24 protein-coding genes, 2 rRNA genes and 2 other annotated features (1 of these 28 cut by a window edge) are annotated in these 24,574 nt (G+C 49.7%); all 26 genes read right to left on the bottom strand.

Annotated features, from left to right (window positions below):
- Positions 1–105 precede the first annotated feature (105 nt).
- The gene (rpoB, locus tag IC804_RS10400) at positions 106–3,678 is read right to left on the bottom strand and encodes a DNA-directed RNA polymerase subunit beta (RefSeq protein ID WP_081157331.1); all 3,573 of its coding nucleotides are present in this window, start codon (positions 3,676–3,678) and stop codon (positions 106–108) included.
- Between the two features lie 406 nt (positions 3,679–4,084).
- Positions 4,085–4,687 carry a class I SAM-dependent methyltransferase gene (locus IC804_RS10395; protein ID WP_081157332.1) on the bottom strand — a complete coding sequence of 201 codons (603 nt, stop codon included), beginning with the start codon at positions 4,685–4,687 and terminating at the stop codon, positions 4,085–4,087.
- A 105-nt stretch (positions 4,688–4,792) separates the two neighbouring features.
- Positions 4,793–5,161 (bottom strand): 50S ribosomal protein L7/L12, encoded by a 369-nt coding sequence (gene rplL / locus IC804_RS10390; RefSeq protein WP_029761771.1) that lies wholly within the window; start codon positions 5,159–5,161, stop codon positions 4,793–4,795.
- A 50-nt stretch (positions 5,162–5,211) separates the two neighbouring features.
- Positions 5,212–5,712 (bottom strand): 50S ribosomal protein L10, encoded by a 501-nt coding sequence (gene rplJ / locus IC804_RS10385; protein WP_008882031.1) that lies wholly within the window; start codon positions 5,710–5,712, stop codon positions 5,212–5,214.
- Between the two features lie 51 nt (positions 5,713–5,763).
- Positions 5,764–5,914 (bottom strand) — a sequence feature (ribosomal protein L10 leader region).
- Positions 5,915–5,962: 48 nt separating this feature from the next.
- Entirely contained in the window at positions 5,963–6,664 is a 702-nt protein-coding gene (rplA, locus tag IC804_RS10380; protein WP_011886627.1) for a 50S ribosomal protein L1, read from the bottom strand.
- A 202-nt stretch (positions 6,665–6,866) separates the two neighbouring features.
- Positions 6,867–7,292, bottom strand: coding sequence for a 50S ribosomal protein L11 (gene rplK / locus IC804_RS10375; RefSeq protein ID WP_008882034.1), 426 nt, complete (start codon positions 7,290–7,292; stop codon positions 6,867–6,869).
- Between the two features lie 240 nt (positions 7,293–7,532).
- Positions 7,533–8,066 carry a transcription termination/antitermination protein NusG gene (nusG, locus tag IC804_RS10370; protein ID WP_008882035.1) on the bottom strand — a complete coding sequence of 178 codons (534 nt, stop codon included), beginning with the start codon at positions 8,064–8,066 and terminating at the stop codon, positions 7,533–7,535.
- A gap of 107 nt (positions 8,067–8,173) precedes the next feature.
- Entirely contained in the window at positions 8,174–8,356 is a 183-nt protein-coding gene (gene secE / locus IC804_RS10365; RefSeq protein WP_008882036.1) for a preprotein translocase subunit SecE, read from the bottom strand.
- A 40-nt stretch (positions 8,357–8,396) separates the two neighbouring features.
- Positions 8,397–8,546 (bottom strand): 50S ribosomal protein L33, encoded by a 150-nt coding sequence (gene rpmG, locus IC804_RS10360; RefSeq protein ID WP_011886625.1) that lies wholly within the window; start codon positions 8,544–8,546, stop codon positions 8,397–8,399.
- Between the two features lie 106 nt (positions 8,547–8,652).
- Entirely contained in the window at positions 8,653–9,303 is a 651-nt protein-coding gene (gene sigH / locus IC804_RS10355; protein ID WP_008882037.1) for an RNA polymerase sporulation sigma factor SigH, read from the bottom strand.
- Positions 9,304–9,372: 69 nt separating this feature from the next.
- The gene (locus IC804_RS10350) at positions 9,373–9,885 is read right to left on the bottom strand and encodes an NYN domain-containing protein (RefSeq protein WP_008882038.1); all 513 of its coding nucleotides are present in this window, start codon (positions 9,883–9,885) and stop codon (positions 9,373–9,375) included.
- A 3-nt stretch (positions 9,886–9,888) separates the two neighbouring features.
- Entirely contained in the window at positions 9,889–10,626 is a 738-nt protein-coding gene (gene rlmB / locus IC804_RS10345; protein WP_035499806.1) for a 23S rRNA (guanosine(2251)-2'-O)-methyltransferase RlmB, read from the bottom strand.
- Positions 10,626–11,048 carry a Mini-ribonuclease 3 gene (locus IC804_RS10340; RefSeq protein ID WP_008882040.1) on the bottom strand — a complete coding sequence of 141 codons (423 nt, stop codon included), beginning with the start codon at positions 11,046–11,048 and terminating at the stop codon, positions 10,626–10,628. The genes rlmB and IC804_RS10340 overlap by 1 nt, the downstream gene beginning before the upstream one ends.
- 3 nt (positions 11,049–11,051) lie before the next feature.
- Positions 11,052–12,455 carry a cysteine--tRNA ligase gene (gene cysS, locus IC804_RS10335; protein WP_008882041.1) on the bottom strand — a complete coding sequence of 468 codons (1,404 nt, stop codon included), beginning with the start codon at positions 12,453–12,455 and terminating at the stop codon, positions 11,052–11,054.
- Positions 12,433–13,107 carry a serine O-acetyltransferase gene (gene cysE, locus IC804_RS10330; RefSeq protein WP_008882042.1) on the bottom strand — a complete coding sequence of 225 codons (675 nt, stop codon included), beginning with the start codon at positions 13,105–13,107 and terminating at the stop codon, positions 12,433–12,435. The genes cysS and cysE overlap by 23 nt, the downstream gene beginning before the upstream one ends.
- 61 nt (positions 13,108–13,168) lie before the next feature.
- Positions 13,169–13,406, bottom strand: a binding site (T-box leader).
- 76 nt (positions 13,407–13,482) lie between these two features.
- A complete protein-coding gene (gene gltX, locus IC804_RS10325) occupies positions 13,483–14,952 on the bottom strand; it encodes a glutamate--tRNA ligase (RefSeq protein ID WP_029761775.1) in 1,470 nt (489 codons plus the stop codon).
- Positions 14,953–15,162: 210 nt separating this feature from the next.
- Positions 15,163–15,645 carry a 2-C-methyl-D-erythritol 2,4-cyclodiphosphate synthase gene (gene ispF, locus IC804_RS10320; protein ID WP_029761776.1) on the bottom strand — a complete coding sequence of 161 codons (483 nt, stop codon included), beginning with the start codon at positions 15,643–15,645 and terminating at the stop codon, positions 15,163–15,165.
- Positions 15,646–15,659: 14 nt separating this feature from the next.
- Entirely contained in the window at positions 15,660–16,346 is a 687-nt protein-coding gene (ispD, locus tag IC804_RS10315) for a 2-C-methyl-D-erythritol 4-phosphate cytidylyltransferase (protein WP_029761777.1), read from the bottom strand.
- Positions 16,347–16,367: 21 nt separating this feature from the next.
- Positions 16,368–17,462, bottom strand: coding sequence for a PIN/TRAM domain-containing protein (locus IC804_RS10310; protein WP_008882047.1), 1,095 nt, complete (start codon positions 17,460–17,462; stop codon positions 16,368–16,370).
- Positions 17,463–17,667: 205 nt separating this feature from the next.
- Positions 17,668–19,041, bottom strand: coding sequence for a DNA repair protein RadA (gene radA / locus IC804_RS10305; protein ID WP_029761778.1), 1,374 nt, complete (start codon positions 19,039–19,041; stop codon positions 17,668–17,670).
- Between the two features lie 74 nt (positions 19,042–19,115).
- The gene (clpC, locus tag IC804_RS10300; protein WP_029761780.1) at positions 19,116–21,551 is read right to left on the bottom strand and encodes an ATP-dependent protease ATP-binding subunit ClpC; all 2,436 of its coding nucleotides are present in this window, start codon (positions 21,549–21,551) and stop codon (positions 19,116–19,118) included.
- Positions 21,548–22,639, bottom strand: coding sequence for a protein-arginine kinase McsB (locus IC804_RS10295; RefSeq protein ID WP_011886620.1), 1,092 nt, complete (start codon positions 22,637–22,639; stop codon positions 21,548–21,550). Before IC804_RS10295 ends, clpC begins: the two co-directional genes overlap by 4 nt.
- Positions 22,640–22,643: 4 nt before the next feature.
- Positions 22,644–23,192 (bottom strand): protein-arginine kinase activator protein McsA, encoded by a 549-nt coding sequence (locus tag IC804_RS10290; RefSeq protein WP_008882051.1) that lies wholly within the window; start codon positions 23,190–23,192, stop codon positions 22,644–22,646.
- A 14-nt stretch (positions 23,193–23,206) separates the two neighbouring features.
- Positions 23,207–23,668: a transcriptional regulator CtsR gene (ctsR, locus tag IC804_RS10285; protein ID WP_029761781.1), complete on the bottom strand. Its 462-nt coding sequence runs from the start codon at positions 23,666–23,668 to the stop codon at positions 23,207–23,209.
- 285 nt (positions 23,669–23,953) lie between these two features.
- Positions 23,954–24,070, bottom strand: a 5S ribosomal RNA gene (gene rrf, locus IC804_RS10280).
- 99 nt (positions 24,071–24,169) lie between these two features.
- Positions 24,170–24,574, bottom strand: a 23S ribosomal RNA gene (locus IC804_RS10275) (it continues 2,523 nt past the right edge of the window).

The following is a 24,574-nucleotide window of genomic DNA, read 5'->3' as shown; positions in this document are numbered from 1 at the left end:
TACCTCCCTCTTTGATCCGTCGGTTTTACTCCGTGGCTTGTTCGTCATCCGTTCGCTTTAACGGCCTATGGCGGGGAACGCTCCCCGCCTAGCCGTCATTGTCGGTTACTCTTTCGTTACCGCATTTTTTTCTTCGTCAGCTTCTTCCGATTCGACCGGCTTAACGTCTACCATGATGGCATCCGGCGCATGGTCGTCGTCATCATCAAAGTTTTCCATGTTGATTTCTTGTTCATCGCTCGTCAAAATCGTAACGTCCATACCCAAGCTTTGGAGTTCTTTAATCAATACTTTAAACGACTCCGGTACACCCGGTTCTGGAATGTTTTCCCCTTTGACGATCGCCTCGTACGTTTTGACACGGCCAACGACATCGTCGGACTTGACGGTCAAAATTTCTTGCAGCGTATATGCCGCCCCATATGCCTCAAGCGCCCATACTTCCATCTCACCAAAGCGCTGACCGCCAAATTGCGCCTTACCGCCAAGCGGCTGCTGGGTGACGAGCGAATACGGGCCAGTTGAACGGGCGTGAAGCTTGTCATCAACCATGTGGGCAAGCTTAATCATATACATGATTCCGACCGACACGCGGTTGTCAAACGGTTCCCCTGTCCGACCGTCATAGAGCACGGTTTTTGCATCGCGAGCCATGCCAGCCTCTTCGAGAATGTTCCACACATCTTCCTCCGTGGCTCCGTCAAAGACCGGGGAAGCAATATGCAAACCGAGCTTTTTGGCTGCCATACCAAGATGCAGCTCAAACACTTGCCCGATGTTCATCCGCGACGGAACGCCGAGCGGGTTTAACATGATATCGATCGGCGTGCCGTCTGGCAGGAACGGCATATCTTCTTCCGGAAGAATACGGGAAATAACCCCTTTGTTCCCGTGACGACCCGCCATTTTGTCACCTTCGGAAATTTTCCGTTTTTGCACAATGTAGACACGGACAAGCTGGTTGACACCTGGCGGGAGCTCGTCACCATCTTCGCGATTGAATACTTTCACATCGAGGACAATGCCGCCGCCACCGTGCGGGACACGCAGCGATGTGTCGCGCACCTCGCGCGCTTTTTCACCGAAAATCGCGTGCAACAGCCGCTCCTCGGCCGTCAACTCAGTCATTCCTTTTGGCGTCACTTTACCAACGAGCAAGTCGCCGTCTTTTACTTCCGCCCCAATGCGGACAATGCCGCGCTCATCCAAGTTTTTCAACGCGTCCTCGCCCACGTTCGGGATGTCGCGCGTAATTTCTTCCGGACCAAGCTTCGTGTCGCGCGATTCCGCCTCATATTCCTCAATATGGATCGACGTATATACGTCTTCTTTGACGAGCCGTTCGCTCATAATGATCGCGTCTTCGTAGTTGTAGCCATCCCATGTCATAAAGGCGACAAGCACGTTGCGGCCGAGTGCCAGCTCGCCTTTGTCCATGGATGGACCGTCAGCTAAAATTTCCCCTTTTTCGACGATGTCGCCTTTTTTCACAATCGGACGCTGATTGTAGCATGTACCTTGGTTCGAACGAACGAATTTGAGCAAGCGGTATTTATCTAAATCTCCCTTGACTTCTTTGCCGTCTACTTCAATGAGCCGACGCACCCAAATTTCTTTTGCCTCAACGCGCTCAACGATGCCGCGATGCTTGCAGATGATCGCTGCTCCCGAATCTTTCGCTGAGACGTACTCCATTCCAGTACCGACGATCGGCGCCTCTGGCTGCAACAGCGGTACCGCTTGACGCTGCATGTTCGCCCCCATCAAGGCGCGGTTCGAGTCGTCGTTTTCCAAAAACGGAATACATGCCGTTGCTGCAGAAACAACTTGCTTTGGCGAAACGTCCATATAGTCGACGCGCTCGCGTTTGACGACAATGTTTTCACCGCGGAAACGAGCGATGACGTTTTCCTCAAGGAACGTTCCATCTTCCGCAAGCGGCACGTTCGCTTGCGCCACGACATAGTTGTCTTCCTCGTCGGCCGTTAAATAATCAATTTGATCCGTAACTTTCCCTGTCTCCGGATCGACGCGTCGGTATGGTGTTTCAATAAAGCCGAATTTGTTTACTTTCGCGTAGGTAGACAGTGAGTTAATCAACCCGATGTTCGGACCTTCTGGCGTCTCGATCGGACACATCCGTCCATAGTGAGAATAGTGAACGTCACGCACTTCAAATCCGGCGCGCTCCCGCGTCAATCCGCCAGGACCAAGCGCAGAAAGACGGCGTTTATGCGTCAACTCAGCCAATGGGTTCGTTTGATCCATAAACTGTGACAGCTGTGAGCTGCCGAAAAACTCTTTAACCGCCGCAATCACCGGGCGAATGTTGATCAGTTGCTGCGGTGTAATCGTGTTCGCATCTTGGATTGACATGCGCTCGCGCACGACGCGTTCCATGCGCGACAAACCGATACGGAATTGGTTTTGCAACAGTTCGCCGACCGAACGAAGGCGACGATTACCCAAATGGTCGATATCATCCGTATCGCCAACACCGTGAAGCAAGTTAAAGAAATAGCTGATCGACGCAATAATATCCGCCGGTGTAATATGTTTCACATCCTCAGCAATAAAACCATTGCCGATAATGTTGATGACTTTTTCATTGTCTGGGTCATTTGGCGCATAGATTTTTACCGTTTGCACTGAAATTTGTCCGTCGGCTACCCCTTCAGTCGGCCGGTACGTCTGCAACCCGGCACCTTTTTCTAAATAAGGCAACAGACGGTTCAGCGTCCGGCGGTCGATCATCGTTCCAGCTTCGGCGATGATTTCTCCTGTTTCCGGATCAGCAATCGTTTCCGCCAACCGCTGGTTAAACAAACGGTTTTTAATATGAAGTTTTTTGTTGATTTTATAGCGTCCTACGCTAGCTAGATCGTAGCGTTTCGGGTCAAAAAAGCGTGACGCGAGCAAGCTTTTCGCATTCTCTAGCGTCGGTGGTTCACCCGGGCGGAGACGCTCATAAATTTCGATCAACGCTTTTTCCGTGCTGTCGGTATTATCTTTTTCGAGCGTATTGCGCAAATATTCGTTATCACCAAGCAAGTCGATGATTTCTTGATCGGAGCTGAACCCGAGCGCACGAAGAAGCACCGTAACAGGAAGTTTACGGGTGCGGTCGATACGAACGTAAACGACGTCTTTCGCATCGGTTTCATATTCAAGCCATGCGCCGCGGTTCGGAATCACTGTTGCCGAATAGCCGCGTTTCCCATTTTTATCGACTTTATCACTATAATAGACGCTTGGCGAGCGAACGAGCTGAGAGACGATGACGCGTTCCGCTCCGTTGATGATAAACGTGCCGGTTTCCGTCATCAGTGGGAAATCGCCCATAAACACGTCTTGTTCTTTCACTTCGCCCGTCTCTTTATTGATGAGGCGGACTTTCACGCGAAGCGGTGCTGCATATGTAACATCGCGTTCTTTTGCCTCTTCAACCGAGTATTTCGGCTCCCCTAAGCTATAGTCGATAAATTCAAGAGAAAGATTGCCAGAAAAATCTTCGATCGGGGAAATTTCTTTGAACATTTCCCGCAGCCCTTCATCGAGAAACCATTGATAGGAGGACGTTTGAATTTCAATTAAGTTCGGCAATTCCAGCACTTCGCTAATGCGTGCATAACTTCTTCTTTGGCGGTGTCGCCCATATTGAACTAGTCGGCCTGTCAAGAGTGATTCACCCCTCAAATGTAGACATTAGTGAAAACCGGAAGCGGAACATCGTGCCCATCCATCTCGCTTGGCGAGATATGCCGCCAAGGCATTATGGCCGCTCCGTCTTCCGAGGCACAGCGCTAGGCATGCATGCGGCCGGCCCCCCGCCGTCCGGATGGAAACGGCTTGGCTGTGGCACCACCGTTTCGTTAAGGGGATTCAACATGCTCCCGGCGCGAGGAAACCAGATGTTAGATGGCGAAAAAAAGAAAATGGTTTCTATCCAGTAGAAAACCATATGTTTAGCTATTTATTGATTTTATCATTTTTTCCATTGCGTCCAAAATTATACGTCATCCCCTTTACACAGGAAATGTGCATATTTAGCATTCTATAATGTTACCACAATAAAAAAACGGTGTCAACATTTTTTCGTCTTTATGATATAATATCCTTTTTTCTTCGCAACAACCTCAACAGCCACAAACCATTCTTTCAGCTTTTGCAGTGCGGATGGGGCACCTTGCTTCTTTCGAATGACAACCCACAGCTCTCCATTATCAACTAGGTGCGCTCGGCTTTGCTCAAAGATCGCATGGACGACCCGCTTGCCAGCCCGAATCGGCGGATTGGTGATCACTGCCGCAAATCGCTGTTCCCCAACTTCTGAAAACAAGTCGCTTTTATAAATGATGGCATTATGGATACCGTTTGCTTGCTTGTTTTCTTCCGCTAGCTCTAACGCCCGTTCATTGACATCGATCATCTGGACGCGCCGATCGGGAAACGATTTGGCTAAAGCGAGGCCGATCGGGCCGTACCCGCAACCGACATCTAACAAATCACCGGCAACGTCCGGTTCTTGAAACGTTTCAATCAGTAAACGCGTACCGAAATCAACCTCGCGCTTTGAAAAGACCCCACTGTCGGTCGTAAAGCGGAATTCATGTCCGCGCAAAGTAAACGTCCACGTTTGGGGATTTCGCTCAGACGTCGGGTTAGCTGAGTAATAATGTTCGCTCACAATCATCCCTCCTCTGTTGATAAGCTGCATTAGCCCCCGATATATAGTGTAACAAAAAAGAGGCCGCCCCTTGCCTGGGTCAGCCCCTTTTTTATAGCGACACGATTACTTCACTTCAACTTTCGCGCCAACTTCTTCAAGTTTTGCTTTAATTTCTTCAGCTTCTTCTTTCGAAACAGCTTCTTTGAGCGGTTTCGGCGTGTTGTCAACTAAGTCTTTTGCTTCTTTCAAGCCGAGGCCAGTGATTTCACGAACAACTTTGATAACTTTAATTTTTTGCGCACCAGCATCAGCAAGGATAACATCGAATTCTGTTTTCTCAGCTGCTGCTTCACCGCCAGCTGCCGCACCGCCAGCAACAACAACCGGAGCTGCAGCCGTTACGCCGAATTCTTCTTCAATAGCTTTTACTAATTCATTTAATTCCAATACCGTCATATTTTTCACTGCTTCAATGATTTGTTCTTTCGTCATCATCGTTTCCTCCTTGTGTTAATATTCGTTATGCACATCGATATGCGCCATTACGCGCCTTGTTCCTCTTGTTTGTCGGCCACCGCTTTAACCGCAAGCGCAAAGTTGCGGATCGGGGCTTGAAGAACGCTAAGCAACATCGAGAGCAACCCTTCGCGGGATGGAAGTTTCGCCAAGGCGTCGATTTCTTCTTTGCTAGCGACGCTTCCTTCAATAACGCCACCTTTGATTTCCAACGCCTCATGCGTTTTCGCAAATTCGCTTAAAATTTTCGCCGGCGCTACAACATCTTCATTGCTGAACGCAATGGCGTTCGGGCCGGTAAACACCTCATCCAATCCTTCCAGGCCGATTTCCGCGAGCGCCCGGCGGGTCATCGTGTTTTTGTACACTTTGAACTCAATACCTGCTTCGCGCAACTGTTTGCGCAGCTCGGTCATTTCCGCCACGTTCAAGCCGCGGTAATCGACGATGACAGTCGCCTTGCTGGCACGGAATTTATCCGCGATCTCAGCGACCACTTGTTTTTTCAGTTCAATCGCGCTCGACACGTCCTGCACCTCCTGCAAAGAAAATAGCGGAATACCACTTATACCGTTCGGTAGTTCAATGAAAAACCCCCATGCCACGTAGACATGGAGGTATCGTTCAACGCGCCGCGATCGATGGCGCGCTGTCTATCGTCCACATACCTCGGTAGGAAATTAAGCCCGAAAAGGCACCTACTGTCTACGGTACAAATGATATTCGTTTGTTCAACCAAATGGCATTCTATCAGACTAAGCGACAAAAGTCAACCGTTTATTGTGCAACCGCTACGGTCGTCGGGTCAACTTTAATGCCAGGACCCATTGTCGACGTAATCGTTACGTTTTTGACATACGTCCCTTTAGCTGCTGCCGGTTTTGCTTTCAAAATCGCTTCGTAAATCGTTGCGAAGTTTTCAGCTAGTTTTTCGTTGTCAAACGAGACTTTGCCGATCGGCACATGAATGTTACCAGCTTTATCAACGCGGTATTCTACTTTACCGGCTTTGATTTCTTGCACGGCTTTCGTCACATCAAATGTAACCGTACCAGTTTTCGGGTTTGGCATTAACCCTTTCGGTCCTAAAATGCGGCCAAGTTTACCGACTTCACCCATCATGTCCGGCGTGGCCACAACAACATCGAAGTCAAACCAACCTTGTTGGATTTTGTTGATATATTCCGTATCGCCGACATAGTCAGCGCCAGCTGCTTCTGCTTCTTTCGCTTTTTCCCCTTTCGCGAACACTAACACGCGTGCCACTTTCCCTGTACCGTGCGGCAGAACGACAGCACCGCGAATTTGTTGATCCGCTTTTTTCGGGTCAACACCTAAACGAAACGCAACTTCAACCGTCGCGTCAAATTTAGCGACGTTCGTTTTTTTCACAAGCTCGATCGCTTCGGCAACCGGGTATGCTTTGAAGCGGTCAACGAGCTTCAACGCTTCTAAGTACTTTTTCCCTCTTTTCGGCATGTCAAAATCCTCCTTGATTGTGGTTTTAACGGAAAAAACCTCCCACGACGAAACAACCTTCGTCTCTTTCGAAGGTACACCATTCAGCGAAAAGCCGCCTGCTGAGGCGGTCTATCCTTAACCCAACAAATAGCAAACGCTTTTTTTGCCCATGGAGAGAGAGGTTGCGGAATACGCAACCTCCCCGGACAACACGCTGGCCTTAGTCTTCAATCACGATGCCCATGCTGCGAGCCGTACCTTCAACCATGCGCATGGCTGCTTCAATGCTCGCTGCATTCAAATCCGGCATTTTCAGCTCAGCGATCTCACGCACTTTGTCGCGTTTGATCGTCGCCACTTTATTGCGGTTCGGTTCGCCGGAGCCCGATTCAATGCCGGCCGCTTTTTTCAGCAATACAGCGGCTGGCGGCGTTTTGGTGATGAATGTAAATGAACGGTCTTCAAAAACCGTAATTTCAACCGGAATGATCAACCCTGCTTGGTCAGCGGTACGGGCATTAAACTCTTTACAAAACGCCATAATATTAACACCGGCTTGACCTAGCGCAGGACCTACTGGCGGCGCCGGATTCGCTTTTCCTGCAGGAATTTGCAGTTTGACGATCTTGATTACTTTTTTCGCCACGAGACACACCTCCTTAAGTCCGTGATGTGGTAATAGGGATTGCCCCTCCCACTCATTCGGCTCCAGTCTAACGAGCCGTCTCCATATCTCCCGTTTCCATCGAGAGGATCAGCGCATAAAGCACGTTTGCTCCCTTATACAGCGGGTATAAGTTCATCGCTGTATGCCTTGTCTAAGACCCAAGACATACTGACTTTAAAATATTATCACTTTTCAATAGTGATTGCAAGTTCTTTGCCATTAGATTTTTTCTATTTGTGAAAACTCCAGCTCCACCCGCGTTTCGCGTCCGAACATGTCGACAAGCAGTTTTACTTTCTGTTTATCAGGGTCAATCGCTTCAACTTTTCCAGTGAAATTCGCAAATGGCCCTTCTTTAATCCGGACGGTCTCGTTCACCTCGTAGTCGACATCCACCTCAGCGAGCGGCATGCCCATCCGTTTTAAAATCAGTTTTACTTCTTCTTCCATGAGCGGTGTCGGTTTCGAACCTGCTCCACTTGAACCGACAAACCCGGTAACGCCCGGTGTGTTGCGCACAACGTACCATGAATCGTCGGTCATGACCATTTCAACAAGCACATAACCAGGGAACACTTTCTTTTTCGTCGTTTTCCGCTTTCCATTCTTAATGTCCGTCTCCGTCTCCTCGGGGACGACAACACGGAAAATTTTATCTTGCATCCCCATTGATTCAACACGTTTTTCCAAGTTCGCTTTCACTTTATTTTCGTATCCTGAATATGTATGGACGACATACCAGTTTTTCTCCATCAGCGAGCCTCCCTAGGGCGGTTTTCATTTTTTATGCAAAACAAAAACCCGTTGCCGGGTTCCATACTCTTACGATTATCTTTCATTATAGCATATCATTCGCCCTCTTATTCAAACACAAGGCGAATTAACTGTGAAATTCCGAGATCGATAACGGCAAAAAAGACGGTGAAAAACGCCACCGTGGCCAACACAACCGCCGTATAGTTGACTAACTCCTTCCGGTTTGGCCAACTTACCTTTTTCAGTTCGCGTACGACCTCTTTAAAAAAGTTGGTTACTCGCTGCATCACTCGTACCTCCACGATTGCTCAAAACTGTCGCCACCGCTCATTTCGTTTCGCGATGGACGGTATGTTTGTTGCATACTGAGCAAAATTTGTTGGCCGTCAGGCGCTCACCGAGGCGGCCCATCTGTTTTGTCGTTGTATAATTTCGGCTTCCGCACTGCTCGCAAGCCAGGGTTACTTTTTGGCGCATAAACATTTCACCGTTTCCGCAGGATGTCCATAAAAATTTATCATACCCATGTTTCTGCTGTCAATGCTATCTTTTGGTCTTCCTTTGCCTCAGGATGGTACGCTGCTTATAAGCTAATCTCCCGATATTCCAAATATTTCTCGAGCTTCCGCTTCACACGTTGCAAAGCGTTGTCGATCGATTTGACATGGCGGTTCAACTCTTCCGAAATTTCTTGGTACGAGCGCCCATCTAAATATAAGGCAAGCACTTTCCGCTCTAGATCGCTTAGCAGCTCCGCCATCTTCAGCTCAATATCGTCGACTTCCTCGCGGTTGACAATCAATTCTTCCGGATCCGTCGCTTGTGTACCGGACAACACATCCATGAGCGTCCGGTCTGATTCGTCATCGTAAATGGGCTTGTCTAAAGAAACGTAAGAGTTGAGCGGGATATGTTTTTGGCGGGTCGCTGTTTTAATAGCGGTGATCATTTGCCTTGTGATACAAAGCTCTGCAAACGCTTTAAATGAGGAGAGCTTGTCCCCTTTAAAATCGCGGACTGCCTTATACAGCCCGATCATCCCTTCCTGCACAATATCTTCCCGATCGGCTCCGACTAAAAAATACGAGCGGGCTTTGGCGCGCACAAAGTTTTGGTATTTGTGAATTAAAAAATCAAGCGCTTCCCCATCCCCTTGATGAACGAGTGCGACAAGTTGTTCATCATCCAACTTTTGGTAGTCTCTGACATTGTCTACTCTGAAGCATTCCCCCACGCTGATCCCCCCGACCGCATCAATCGCTAATATTTATTATACAGTACAAATTTTTACAGCGTCAACCGCTCATTTTTGCCCTCTTCTCCATTTTTCAAAAATTTCGGCAACTCGATCATTGAGCGGCATTTTCGAGATGGGGGTGTGCTGCTTGATCTCCTTCAGTTTTTTGGAAATATCCCGCTCAACCGCCTCGATTTCGTACAGCAGTTCGCGTGCCGATTTGCGCAGGGCACCTTGGCTAAACACTGTCCATTGCTCAGTATAATCAGATGTCGCTACATATACCTTTGTGCGCGCGTTCATTAACGTTTTTGCCAACCGTTCAATCCGTTCATCGGCCGTCTCATTTTCCTTTGTAAAAATAACGTCAACATCGTAATTTTTATATTTTTTCTCATTCCCTGGCACGAGATGGGCGTCAAACACGATCATGACATGATCCCCAGTAAACCCTTTGTAATCAGCCATTTTATCAATCAGCAAATCCCTTGCTGCAGCTAGATCGCCCTCTTCTTTTAACTGGCGCAGCACCGGCCATGCCCCAATGATGTTATAGCCGTCAACAATCAAAATGTTCATCAGCTATTCCCCTAATGGATACCGCTTCCGGTACACCTCATACATAAGTAGGCTGGCGGCAACGGAAGCGTTGAGCGAGGTGACATGACCGCGCATCGGCAGCCGGAATAAAAAATCACACTTTTCGAGCACTAAACGGCTAATGCCTTTGCCCTCACTGCCAATCACAAGCGCCAACGGCATCGTACCGTCAAGTGAACGGTAATCATCTTTGGCAGCTGCGTCGGTTCCGGCCACCCAAACTCCCCGCTCCTTCAACTCGTCGATCGTCCGTGCCAAGTTCGTCACACGCGCAACCGGAATGTGCTCAATCGCTCCAGTTGACGCCTTTGCGACCGTTGGCGTCAGCCCGACTGAACGCCGCTTCGGGATGATGACACCATGAGCCCCGACCGCATCGGCTGTACGCATGATGGCCCCTAAATTATGTGGATCCTCAAGCTCGTCCAACACGAGGAAAAACGGCGCCTCGCCGCGTTCAGCGGCGCGGGCGAATAAGTCATCCACCTCATAGTAGCGGTACGCCGCCACTTGGGCGATAACTCCTTGGTGCGCCCCTTCAGCCATTTGGTCGAGCTTGCGCTTCGGGACATATTGGACGATCACCCCCCGCCGCTTCGCCCAGTCGAGGACGGGCTCGACGGCGTGACGATGTGCCCCTTCGGCGATCCAAATTTTATTGATGTCGCGCCCGGATTTGAGCGCTTCAATAACCGGATTTCTGCCGATAATGTACTCCATCATTCCAACGCCCTTTCTTCCCTTTCAATAATGGCAAATGAACGGCCGATCAGCTCATCGACTCGCTTCTCATCATTCCTTAAAAAATGGTACCCGATTAACGCTTCAAACGCTGTACTATGCCGATACGTCTGAACATCCGTGTTTTTCGGAGTCGTGCCAGATTTGGCATTGCGGCCGCGGCGGACGATGGCTTTCTCCTCATCGGTCAGCGCGTCTTCATCAAGCAAAGCTAAAATGACTTTCGCCTGCGCCCGCGCCGACACATAGCGGATCGCCCGCCGATGCAGCTCATGCGGCCGAACGTTACCAGTCGCAAGCAAATGGCGGCGCACATACACCTCGTAAACGGCGTCGCCAATATAGGCGAGCGCCAAGCCATTTAATTGTTTCACATCATGGATGATTTCAAACTGTGCCATCGTTTACGATCCCCGTTTCCATCTCGTCCCTTGCGGCGTATCTTCCAAAATGATATTTTTTGCTTTCAACTCGTCGCGGATGCGGTCGGCTAAGGCAAAGTCACGATTTTTCCGCGCTTCATTGCGCTGGCGGATCAGCGCCTCAATTTCTTCGTCAAGCAACTCCTCTTGTTTCAAAGTAAGGCCGAGTACATCCATCAGCTGCTCAAATTCGCGCAAAAACGCGTGAATGACATTCTCGGATGTCGTTTTCTCCTGCAAATACAAGTTCGCTTGTTTGGCGAGCTCGAACAAGACCGCAATGCCGTTTGCTGTGTTGAAATCATCGTCCATTTCACGAATGAACGAGGCGCGGATATCCGCGAGGCGCGAAAGCCACTCGCCGTCGTTATCGGTTAAGTTCGTGCTCGCCCCAAGCCGGTGCTGCAAATTACCGTATGCTGTCCTCAAGCGTTCGAGACCACGCCGAGCGCTCTCAAGCAGCTCCTCGCTATAGTTGATCGGGTGGCGATAGTGCACCGACAGCATAAAGAAACGCAACACTTGTGGGTCAATCTGCCGGATGATATCGTGAACAAGTACAAAGTTGCCAAGCGACTTGGACATTTTTTCATTGTTAATATTTAAATACCCATTGTGCAGCCAATATTTCGCAAACGGTTTGCCGGTCAGTGCTTCCGATTGGGCAATTTCGTTTTCATGGTGTGGAAACGTTAAGTCTTGGCCGCCAGCATGAATGTCGATCGTATCTCCTAAATATTTGCGCGCCATCGCTGAACATTCGATATGCCAACCGGGCCGCCCTTTCCCCCATGGGCTGTCCCAAGAAATCTCTCCTTCTTTCGCTGCTTTCCAAAGAGCAAAATCGAGTGGATCATCTTTCTTTTCCCCAACTTCGATGCGCGCCCCCGCTTGTAGCTCATCGATCGACTGATGCGACAATTTGCCGTAGCCATCAAACTTGCGCGTCCGATAGTATACGTCACCATCGACTTCGTACGCATAGCCTTTGTCAATGAGCGCTTGAATGAATTCGATAATCGTTTCGATATTTTCCGTCACGCGCGGATGGATATCTGCTTTTTTGCAGCCGAGCGCCTCAATGTCCTCAAAATACGCCTCAATAAACCGCTCGGCGATCGCCGGCACGCTCTCACCAAGCTCGCGGGCCGCCCTGATTAGCTTGTCGTCGACATCAGTAAAGTTGGATACATACGTCACATCATAACCGCGGAACTCTAAATAACGGCGGATCGTATCAAAGACGATAGCGGCGCGAGCATTGCCGATATGAATATAATTATAGACCGTCGGGCCACATACATACATTTTCACTTTGTTCGGTTCGAGCGGCTCAAACGTTTCCTTTTTTCGCGTCAACGTATTATAAAGTCGGATACTGCTCATATTCGCTCTTCCTTTCATGTTGTTTCAATGCCTCAAGCTCGCTTTGCAGCCGGGCGATTTCAGCCTCAAGCTCCCGGAATCGGTCCGCGATCGGGTCCGGCAAATCGGTATGATTTAAATCTTTTTTCACTTTTACCCCGTCGCGCACCACAACACGGCCAGGGATGCCGACAACCGTTGAGTTGGGCGGCACATCTTTTAACACAACCGACCCAGCGCCAATTTTGGAATTTTCCCCAATTGTAATCGAACCGAGCACTTTCGCCCCGGCAGCGATCAAACAGTTGTCTTTAATCGTCGGATGGCGTTTCCCTTTTTCTTTCCCCGTCCCGCCTAATGTAACCCCTTGATAGACGGTGACGTTGTCGCCAATTTCGCACGTCTCACCAATCACCACTCCCATGCCATGATCGATGAAAAAGCGGCGGCCGATTTTTGCGCCTGGATGTATTTCAATGCCAGTGAAAAAGCGGCTAATTTGCGAAATCAAACGGGCAAGAAAGAAAAATTTCCGTTTGTAAAGCGCATGGGCGATCCGGTGTGCCCAGATGGCATGCAAGCCGGAATACGTTAAAATGACTTCCAAATAGCTTCTTGCTGCCGGATCTTGATCGAAAATCACTTCGATGTCTTCTTTTAATGTTTTAAACATAGCATCCTCCCTCCATTCTATTGTCAATATAGATGAATAAAAAGCGTCTCTGTGCCGAAGACACAGAGACGCTTTTGGCGCGGTTCCACTCTGTTTAGCGAAACGGATGCGCTGTTTCGCTCACTTTGAGTCTGATAACGGAGATACTCCGCTCCCCTCTACTGCAGAACGTCTCTGTTCCGGTTCGAAAGGAGACTCCGAGGCGCATTTCAGACAACACCGGGCATAAACCGCTCCCAGCCAAGGCGGTTCTCTCTGGAATGCCGATGTCTCCTACTTCTCCTCGTCAACGCTTTGTCATGATGTGTACTTGTTCAGCCAAAAACTTTTTATTATTATACCACAGCTACAAAACAAACGTGCATAAAAGACTGATTAAAATTTTTCATGCAGTGCCCGTTCGAGCCGTTCAATCACCTTTTGTTTGCCAAGCAGTTGGATGGCAAACGGCAGTTCCGGTCCGTGTGTTTGCCCAGTCACTGCGGCGCGAATCGGCATAAACAGCTTCTTGCCTTTTTGCCCTGTCGATTTTTGCACTGCTTTGATCGCTGCTTTAATCTCATCCGCCGTAAACGGCTCAAGCTCACGCACATTCGCCAAAAAGGCGGAGAGCACATCCGGTACTTGTTCTTCGGCGAGCACTTGGCGGGCTTCGTCTTCGTATTCGACTTCTTCTTTAAAGAACAGCTCGGACAGCGAAACGATCTCCGCACCGTAGCTCATTTGCTCTTGGTACAAGGCAATCAAATCGCGTGCCCATTGCCGCTGCTCATCACTCATATCTGCCGGCAGGCGTCCGGCTTTCACTAAATGCGGCAACGCCAGCTCGACAAGCCTGTCGAGATCCAGCTTTTTGATATATTGGTTGTTCATCCATGTCAGCTTTTTCGTATCAAACATCGACGGCGATTTCGACAGCCGGGCGACATCAAAAATGCGGATGAGCTCGTCCTTCGTAAAAATTTCTTCTTCTCCTTCCGGCGACCAGCCAAGAAGGGCGAAAAAGTTGAACATCGCCTCCGGCAAATAGCCGAGCTCTTTATATTGCGACACGAACTGGATAATCGATTCATCGCGCTTGGATAGCTTTTTCCGCTGCTCGTTGACAATCAATGTCATATGGGCGAATTGCGGTGGCTCCCAACCGAAATATTCGTACACCATTAGCTGTTTCGGCGTGTTGGATAAATGCTCCTCACCGCGGAACACATGGCTGATTTCCATCAAATGGTCATCAATGACAACGGCAAAGTTGTACGTCGGAATACCGTTCGCCTTCACAATGACCCAATCGCCGATGTCTTTCGATTCAAACGTCACTTTACCGCGCACTAAATCATCTACTTCATACGTTTTCCCTTCCGGCACTTTCAAGCGGATCGTATACGGTTTTCCTTGTGCTTCAAGCTCGGCAACTTGCTCCGGCGTTAAATGGCGGCATTTGCCGCTGTATTGCGGAGCAGCAATACCTGCCGCCCGTTGCTCCTCACGTTCCCGCTCGAGCTCTTCCGGTGTACAAAAACATTTATACGCATGCCCTTGTTCAAGCAGCTCGTTCACATACTTCCGATAGATATCGAGCCGTTCCGTCTGACGATACGGCCCATATCCGCCGTCCTTATCAATCGATTCGTCATAATCGATGCCAAGCCATTTTAAGTTTTCAAGCTGCGACTCTTCGCCGCCTTCAACGTTCCGTTCAATATCCGTATCTTCGATGCGGACGATCATTTTTCCGCCGTAATGGCGGGCAAACAAATAGTTAAACAGCGCTGTCCGTGCCCCACCGATATGCAAATGGCCAGTCGGGCTCGGCGCATAGCGCACGCGCACGTTTTTTGCCATCGTCCAAACCTCCAATTCCATCAAAGCTTGTGCTATTATTGTACCGTTTATCGTGGCAAAGTTCAAAACGGAAGGCTCACCTTAACGGCACCATGCCGCTGACACCGGACTCTTCCGCACAACACGTAAACGTCCCCCAGCAAAAAAACGGAGAACGAAATGCTTCCCGTTGTACCGCTGCTTCTCAAGCGATCATAACAAAGCCAAACATTATGCCTCGCTCTTTTGCAGCAACACAACCACTTGAGCAGCAATGCCTTCTTCGCGCCCAGTGAACCCAAGCTTTTCTGTCGTTGTCGCCTTCACATTGACTTGCGAACGTTCGACTTCGAGCAACCGGGCGATCACCGTCTTCATCTCCTCAATGTACGGCGCCATCTTCGGCTTTTGTGCGATAATGGTGCAGTCTGCGTTCACTAACACATACCCTTCTTGCCGGACGAGCGACCATACGTGAGCAAGCAACTCGGCTGAATCAGCGTCTTTATAGCGCGGATCCGTATCCGGAAAATGCCGGCCAATATCGCCAGCGCCAATCGCTCCAAGGCATGCATCCGCTACCGCGTGAAGCAGCACATCGGCATCGGAATGGCCAAGCAGCCCTTTCTCATACGGAATATGTACGCCCCCAATGATGAGCGGACGCCCTTCAACGAATTGATGGACGTCAAACCCTTGTCCAATGCGAAACATCTCTTCACCCCCATCTACTCTGCGATGCGGCTTGCTAAAATCGCCTCAGCAAATAAAAGGTCCTCCGGAGTTGTCAGCTTAATATTGCGGTAGTCCCCTTCTAAGATTTTCACCGGCCTGCCGAGCCGCTCAACAAGGCTGGCATCATCTGTGCCGAGGTAACCGGCTTTTTTCGCCTCTTCATGCGCTTCCATGATCAAAGACAGACGAAAAGCTTGTGGCGTTTGCACCGCCCACAAGCTGGAACGATCAATCGTCTGTTCGACAAACAAACCGTCCACTTTTTTGATCGTGTCTTTTACCCTCACTGCTGGAATAGCCGCCCCATATTGAACAGCGGCATCCGCCAGCTCATGCAAATGCCCGATACGCACAAACGGGCGGGCACCGTCGTGAATGAGGACAATCTCCCCACTCCTCAGCGCCTGCAGCCCGTTATAAACACTATGCTGCCGCTCCTGTCCACCATCGGCGAATGCCACTACTTTTCGAATGCGGTAGCGCTCGAAAAGTTGTTCGAACTGGCCTCGCTCAGTTGGATTGACGACAAGCACAATGCCGTTGCATCGCTCATCACCATCGAACACTTTCAGCGTTCGGACAATGAGCGGCTCGCCGCCAAGTTCAATAAATTGCTTGTTCATGCCGGCGTTCATCCGTTTTCCTTGTCCGGCCGCTAATACGATCGCTTCGTAATTCATTAGACGTTTCCCCTGTTCTTTTTACAGCGCCTTTTGCAGCAGTTTTAGTTTGGCAAAAATCATTCTCCCCGCAGATGTTTGTAACACGCTCGTGACCAAGACGTCAACCCGTTTGCCGATATATTCTTTGCCATCTTCGACGACGATCATCGTCCCATCGTCCAAATAGGCGACACCCTGGTTATGCTCTTTCCCGTCTTTGATGACGTGCACATTCAGCTCTTCACCCGGCAGCACGACCGGTTTAACAGCGTTTGCTAAGTCGTTAATATTGAGGACGCGCACATTTTGCAGTTCACACACTTTGTTTAAATTAAAATCGTTCGTAACGACAACTCCTTGAAGCTGTTTCGCCAGTTTAACGAGCTTGCTATCGACTTCCTGCACATCACTGAAATCCGCTTCGTGAATTTCCACCTTCATCGCCATCTCTTTTTGGATGCGGTTTAAAATATCTAAGCCACGGCGACCGCGGTTTCGCTTCAGTACGTCGGAAGAATCAGCGATATGCTGGAGCTCCTCTAGCACAAAGCGGGGAATGACAAGCGGTCCTTCAAGAAATCCGGTTTGGCAGATGTCCGCAATCCGCCCATCAATGATGACGCTTGTGTCTAAAATTTTCACTGCTCCGCCTTTAGACGCTTCGTTTTCGACTTCTCCACCTTTTTTCTTCGTCATTCGATTGGAAAGAGAAAATAAGTTCATCAGCTCATTCCGTTTCTTTAAACCAACGCGAAATCCTAAATAGCCAAGCAGCACAGTTAAAAAAATCGGTAACACTGTATTCAACACTTGAATGTGAAACGACTGCAACGGCATAACGACTAAAAATGCGATAATAAGACCAAAAATCAGCCCAAGGCTGCCAAATAACACATCAGCGACCGGCGCCTTGACCAACGTTTCCTCAGCCCAACGGATCATATCGACGACATAATCGACAAGCCAAAACGTCAGCAAAAAGAAAACCACTGCGCCTAACACCGCCAGCGTGTATGAATTATTGACAAGCGACACGCCGCTTACATTCAACAGCTCAAGCAAATCGGGCAAAAACATGGCTCCCAACGTTCCGCCCACCGCAAGAAAAAATAGTTGTACAATACGTTTGACCATCGGCTCATCTTCACCTCCCTATCTAACATTATAAACAATTTCCAATGTTTGAAACCAATTGGAAAGCAATTTTTAACCATTTTTGAACATTTGACATCTACTTGTAATCATAAGCGGTGGGTGTCGGTATAGCGCCCGATTCACTTCGGTTCTCACTATATGTTTTACGTCTGCAAGACAAAAAGGTTCGATCCTTTCACATCGTTTATAACATCGTATGCTCAAGCGCCTCGGCCACATGCGAAACACCGATCACATTGACGCCTGCAGGCGGCTGCCAACCAGTCAAATTGTTTTTTGGTACAATGACCCGTGAAAAGCCTAATTTGACGGCTTCTTGCACGCGCTGTTCAATGCGGGAAACGCGGCGCACTTCCCCGGTCAAGCCGACTTCGCCGATAATGACATCGGCTGGATTTGTCGGCCGGTCGCGGAAGCTCGAGGCAATGCTGACGGCGACCGCCAAATCGATTGCCGGTTCATCAAGCTTTACTCCACCTGCCACTTTCAAGTAAGCATCCTGGTTTTGCAACAGGAGCCCGACCCGCTTTTCGAGCACAGCCATTAACAGCGATACGCGATTATGATCAAGGCCGGTCGCCATCCGTCGCGGGTTGCCGAAACTCGTTGGCGAAACGAGCGCCTGAATTTCAACAAGCACCGGACGCGTCCCCTCCATTGCCGCGACAACTGTCGAGCCGGCCGCCCCGCGCGACCGTTCTTCCAAAAACACTTCCGACGGATTTTCTACTTCGCGCAGCCCGATGTCACGCATTTCAAAAATACCGATTTCATTCGTTGAACCGAAGCGGTTTTTCACCGCCCGCAAAATGCGGTACGTATGATGCCGCTCCCCTTCAAAATAAAGAACGGTATCAACCATATGCTCAAGCAGGCGCGGCCCGGCGATCGCCCCTTCTTTGGTCACATGGCCAACAATGAAAATGGCAATGCCTTTCGTCTTGGCGATTTTCATTAGCTCAGCGGTGCACTCGCGCACTTGGGCAACACTGCCCGGCGCCGATGTAATATCCGTTCGGTACATCGTCTGAATGGAATCGACAATCACACAAGCAGGCTGAATCGTTTCAATTGCTGTTACAATGTATTCCAAATCCGCCTCTGCTAACACATACAGTTGATGAGACTCAGCGTGAAGACGCCCAGCGCGCAGCTTCACTTGCTTCACCGACTCTTCACCGGATATATACAATACCGTATGTCCGGCCGCAGCGAGCTGTGCCGATGTCTGCAGCAATAACGTCGATTTGCCAATACCCGGATCACCGCCGATTAAGACGAGCGATCCTTTGACGATTCCTCCGCCAAGCACCCGATTGAGCTCCACACTTTTCGTTTCAATGCGTGGCTCTTGTGCTGCCGTAACAGCCGTAATCGGAATTGGTTTGGCTGGCCCCGATGGTTCCGAATGAAGAAACGCCCCGCGCACAGCCGGTTTTGTCCGCTCGATTTCTTCAACGAACGAGTTCCACGTTTGGCAGCCCGGGCAACGACCGAGCCATTTCGCTGATTCATACCCGCATTCTTGGCAAACAAATTTTGTTTTCTTTTTCGCCATCCGTCTAACCCTTTCTGCAACATGTTCCATATAAAATAAGGTATGGGCAGCAAGCTGCCGCATACCTTTTTCCTTTACACGACCGCCTGTTTCGACAACACGACAAATTCTCCATCTTTCACATCGACAGCAACTTTTTGACCTTTGGCGATCGTGCCTTTTAATAATTCTTCGGACAAACGGTCTTCAATATGTTTTTGCAAGGCGCGGCGCAGCGGACGGGCACCGTATTCCAGATCAAACCCTTCGGCAGCAATTTTCTCAATCGCTGCTTCAGTCAGTTCAAGATCGATATCTTGTTCCTTCAGCCGCTTCACAAGCGTATCAGCCATCAAGCGGACAATTTGTTTCAGATGGTCTTTTTCAAGTGAATGGAAGACGATGATTTCGTCGATCCGGTTCAAAAACTCCGGACGGAACGCTTTTTTCAGTTCATCCATCACTTTGCTTTTCATGTCCTTATATTGTTGGTTCCCATCTTGAATATTAAAGCCGACGTACTTGTTCCGTTTCAGCGCATCAGCACCAACATTGGACGTCATAATGATAATCGTATTGCGGAAGTCGACTGTCCGCCCTTTCGAGTCAGTCAACCGCCCGTCTTCTAATACTTGCAGCAAAATGTTAAATACGTCTGGGTGCGCTTTTTCCATTTCATCCAACAGAACGACCGAGTACGGCTTGCGACGCACTTTTTCTGTCAGCTGGCCGCCTTCTTCGTAGCCGACATACCCTGGCGGCGAACCGATGAGCCGCGATGTCGAGTGTTTTTCCATATACTCGGACATATCGATGCGGATCAGGGCGTCTTCATCGCCAAACATGGCTTCTGCCAATGCACGGGCCAATTCTGTTTTCCCGACACCTGTCGGACCGAGGAAAATAAACGAACCGATCGGGCGTTTCGGGTCTTTCAAACCGGCCCGGGCACGGCGCACGGCTTTTGCAACCGCTTTGACCGCCTCGTCTTGGCCGACAACGCGCGCATGCAAAATTTCTTCAAGCTTGAGCAACCGCTCCGTTTCCGTCTCAGCGAGTTTCGATACCGGAATGCCGGTCCAACTTGAGACAACTGCAGCAATATCTTCAACTGTCACCTCAGAATTTTCTTGACCTTGCTTTTCTTTCCATGCCCGTTTTGTTTCCTCGAGCTCTTCGCGCAACCGTTGTTCCATATCACGCAACGAGGCTGCTTTTTCAAACTCTTGGCTTTGTACGGCCGCGTCTTTTTCTTTCCGCACTTCCTCGAGCTTTTGCTCCAGCTCTTTCAGTTTCGGCGGCGCCGTGAACGAGCGGAGGCGCACTTTTGAGCAAGCTTCATCAATTAAGTCGATCGCTTTATCCGGCAGAAAACGGTCGGTAATGTAACGGTCCGACAGTTTGACCGCCTGCACGATCGCCTCATCGGAAATCGAGACGCGATGGTGCGCTTCATAACGGTCGCGCAGCCCTTTTAAAATTTGGATCGATTCTTCCACAGTTGGCTCATCGACATGAATCGGCTGGAAACGGCGCTCAAGCGCGGCATCTTTCTCGATATATTTCCGATACTCATCAAGCGTCGTCGCTCCAATGCATTGCAGTTCGCCACGTGCCAACGCTGGTTTTAAAATGTTCGATGCATCGATCGCTCCTTCGGCTCCGCCAGCGCCGATTAGCGTATGGAGCTCATCGATGAACAAAATGATGTTGCCTGCTTGGCGAATCTCATCCATCACTTTTTTCAACCGATCCTCAAACTCGCCACGGTATTTCGTCCCGGCCACAACTGTACCCATATCGAGCGTCATGACCCGCTTGTCGCGCAACGTTTCCGGCACCTCGTTATTGACAATTTGTTGAGCCAATCCTTCGGCGATCGCTGTTTTCCCGACACCCGGTTCACCGATCAGCACCGGGTTGTTTTTCGTCCGTCGGCTCAACACTTCAATAACGCGCTGGATTTCTTTGCTCCGGCCAATGACCGGATCAAGCCGCCCTTCACGGGCGATCGCCGTTAAATCACGGGCGAGGCTGTCAAGCGTCGGCGTGTTTACATGCGAGGCACCTCCACCACCATGGCCCGATACTGATTCATTGCTGCCGAGCAGCTGCAATACTTGTTGGCGCGCCTTGTTCAAGCTCACCCCTAAGTTGTTTAACACGCGGGCGGCCACTCCTTCGCCCTCGCGGATCAATCCAAGCAAAATATGTTCCGTGCCGACGTACGAATGACCGAGCTTCCGCGCTTCATCCATTGACAGCTCGATCACTTTCTTCGCCCGCGGTGTGTAGTGAATCGTATGTGATACCTCGTTCCCGCGGCCAATGAGCGATTCCACTTCTTTCTGAATTTTATCTGGACCAAGGCCAAGCGCCATAAGCGCTTTAGCGGCGATTCCTTCTCCTTCGCGGATCAACCCGAGCAAAATGTGCTCTGTGCCAATATTGTTATGGCCAAGGCGAATGGCTTCTTCCTGTGCCAACGCCAATACCTTTTGCGCCCGTTCCGTAAATCTGCCGAACATCATCGTTCATCACCCTCCATCTTTCTTCGTTCTTCCATCTTTAAGCGTTCCCGAATTAATGCCGCCCGGCGGACATCCCGTTCCTCGGGGCGGAGTGCCCCACCAGCATATTGCTGTAAAAAACCTGGCTGCGTCAAAATCATTAGCTCATTTAAGATGTTGCGCGAGACGTTTTTGATATATCCTAAATCGATCCCTAAACGCACATCTGACAAACATTGCGCCGCTTCTTTCGACTCGATGACGCGGCAGTTAGCCAATATGCCGTATGAGCGGAACACCTTGTCTTCTAATTGTATGCCCAAAGTTTTCACTAATGCCTGACGGGCCGCTCTTTCTTGGGCAATCAGCTGTTGGACGATCGTATGCAAATCAGCGATAATGTCCTCCTCCGACTTTCCAAGCGTGAGCTGGTTAGAAATCTGGAAAATATTACCCAACGCCTCGCTTCCTTCCCCGTATGTCCCACGGACGACAAGCCCGAGCTGATTGATGGCAGGGATAATGCGGTTGATCTGTTGAGTCAATACGAGCGCCGGAAGATGCATCATCACAGACGCCCGAAGTCCTGTCCCAACATTTGTAGGGCAACTTGTTAAGTAACCAAGCCGCTCATCGAAAGCATAGTTGACATGTCCTTCAATCCAGTCGTCCAATTCGCTCGCCGCCTCAAGCGCCTCAGCAAGCTGCAGCCCTGGAAATAAGCATTGGATGCGGATATGATCCTCTTCATTGATCATAATGCTAATTTCCTCATTTTCTGAGAGCAGACAGGCACCAAATGGAGAGTCTTCCGCCAAATGTGGGCTAATTAAGTGCTTTTCTACTAATACCCGTTTTTCAATCGGTTGAAGCTCCGACATTTTCAACAGCTCAAAACGGCCTGCCCCCCCGTATGAACGGTAGGCAAACGTCCGCTCAAACAGAGCAACGATTTGCATTGCCTCCTCGCTGCTAAACAGCGTTGGAAAGCGGAAATCAACAATATTGCGAGCTAACCGGATGCGACTGCTCAAAACAATGTCCGAATCGGGTCCTTCTTGGCTCATCCAAGCGCTGACCGCCGTATTGAAAAACTTCTCAAACGACATACCGCTACATATCCCCCTCTCCGCGTTGGCGAAGTTCATCCTCTAAAGAGCGGATTTGGTCGCGCACTTCGGCTGCCCGTTCAAATTCCTCACGGGCGACTAGCTCTTGGAGCTTTTGCTTCAGCACAGCAAGTTGCTTGCGTAAATGGAGAACGCCGCCTTTCCGCTTCGGAATTTTCCCTGAATGGGCGTTATTTCCGCTATGAAGCCGTTTCAAAATCGGCGGCAAGTAGCGGGCAAACGTCCGGTAACAGTCAGCGCAGCCGAATCGTCCGATTTGCGTGAACTGATGATACGTCATTTTGCATGTCTCACATTGAAGCAAATCGGGATTTGGAAACGCATTGGCCGTCATCTCTTTCATTGGAGCTTGAAAATTGAGCAGTCCTGCTAACAAGTTATTGAGCGAAAAGTCATCATTACCGTAGAGCATAAACATGTGGCCATGCTCTTTGGAGCATTGTTCACAAAGATGGAATTCCGTTTTTTCACCGTTGACAATTTTCGTAAAGTGCATCGTTGCTGGTCGCTGCTTGCATTCTTGGCAAATCAACGCTTCCCCCTCCCCTACTTATACTTCAGCGACGTCAACATCGCCTTTAACATGCGCGCCCGCAATTCATCACGCTCAGGCAAGCCAATGTATAAGACAGAGCGATCCATCACGCTTAACATTATTTTCGCTTCCCGCTCCGAAATTACCTTTTCTTCAACAAGACGTTTTACTACATCTTCAGCATTCGATTGGCTAATGCGATGGCCAACGAGCTCAAGCAGTTGGTCAATAAGATGAGCCTCACTTTTCGTCTTCACTTTCATAATGCGGATATACCCGCCGCCACCGCGCTTACTCTCGACGATATACCCTCTCTCAAGAGTAAACCTCGTATTAATGACATAGTTAATTTGCGATGGGACACATTGAAATTTATTCGCAATCTCGCTCCGTTTAATTTCAACGATATCTTGGTCGCTCATATTGAGTACTTGCTTTAAATATTGCTCAATAATGTCGGAAATGTTTGGCACTCTACCTCCCACCTTCCTCACAATCAACCTGCTTAGCGATGAAACCAGCTGCCATCTTGTACTAGAAGACCTATAGGGAGAAACCGGCATCATCGCCTTCTTGTTGACTTTGACTATATTTGACCTTGTTTTTACTATATAATGTATTACGAAAAATTGCAAGAGTTACCGGAGAAGTCAAACTAACTATAGAATATCCGTTTTTTTGGCTGACGAAACATCAGGCAGCTGATAAACGAAAAAGCACGCCTTTTTTCCTAATGAAAAAGACGTGCTTTTTGTTTGGCCTAGCAGCGACCTACTCTTGCAGGGGCGCTGGCCCCAACTACCATCGGCGCTGGAGAGCTTAACTTCCGTGTTCGGGATGGGAACGGGTGTTTCCTCTCCGCTATCACCACTAGGCAATATGAAGTTGTGGGATCATTCCCTCAAAACTAGATAACCGTTTAGTGGGAAGAAGCCTCCGCTTTTCGTACTGTCTAGCTCCGGCCGCCACTTTTCTAGGTTAAGCCCTCGATCGATTAGTATCCGTCAGCTCCACGTGTCGCCACGCTTCCACCTCGGACCTATCGACCTCGTCATCTTCGAGGGATCTTACTCGCCTAACGCGATGGGAAATCTCATCTTGAGGGGGGCTTCACGCTTAGATGCTTTCAGCGCTTATCCCTTCCGCACATAGCTACCCAGCGGTGCCCCTGGCGGGACAACTGGTACACCAGCGGTGCGTCCATCCCGGTCCTCTCGTACTAAGGACAGCTCCTCTCAAATTTCCTACGCCCACGACGGATAGGGACCGAACTGTCTCACGACGTTCTGAACCCAGCTCGCGTACCGCTTTAATGGGCGAACAGCCCAACCCTTGGGACCGACTACAGCCCCAGGATGCGATGAGCCGACATCGAGGTG

Source organism: Geobacillus sp. 47C-IIb, from assembly GCF_014679705.1.
Lineage (GTDB): Bacteria > Bacillota > Bacilli > Bacillales > Anoxybacillaceae > Geobacillus > Geobacillus thermodenitrificans.
This window is presented reverse-complemented; position numbering and strand designations above follow the sequence as displayed.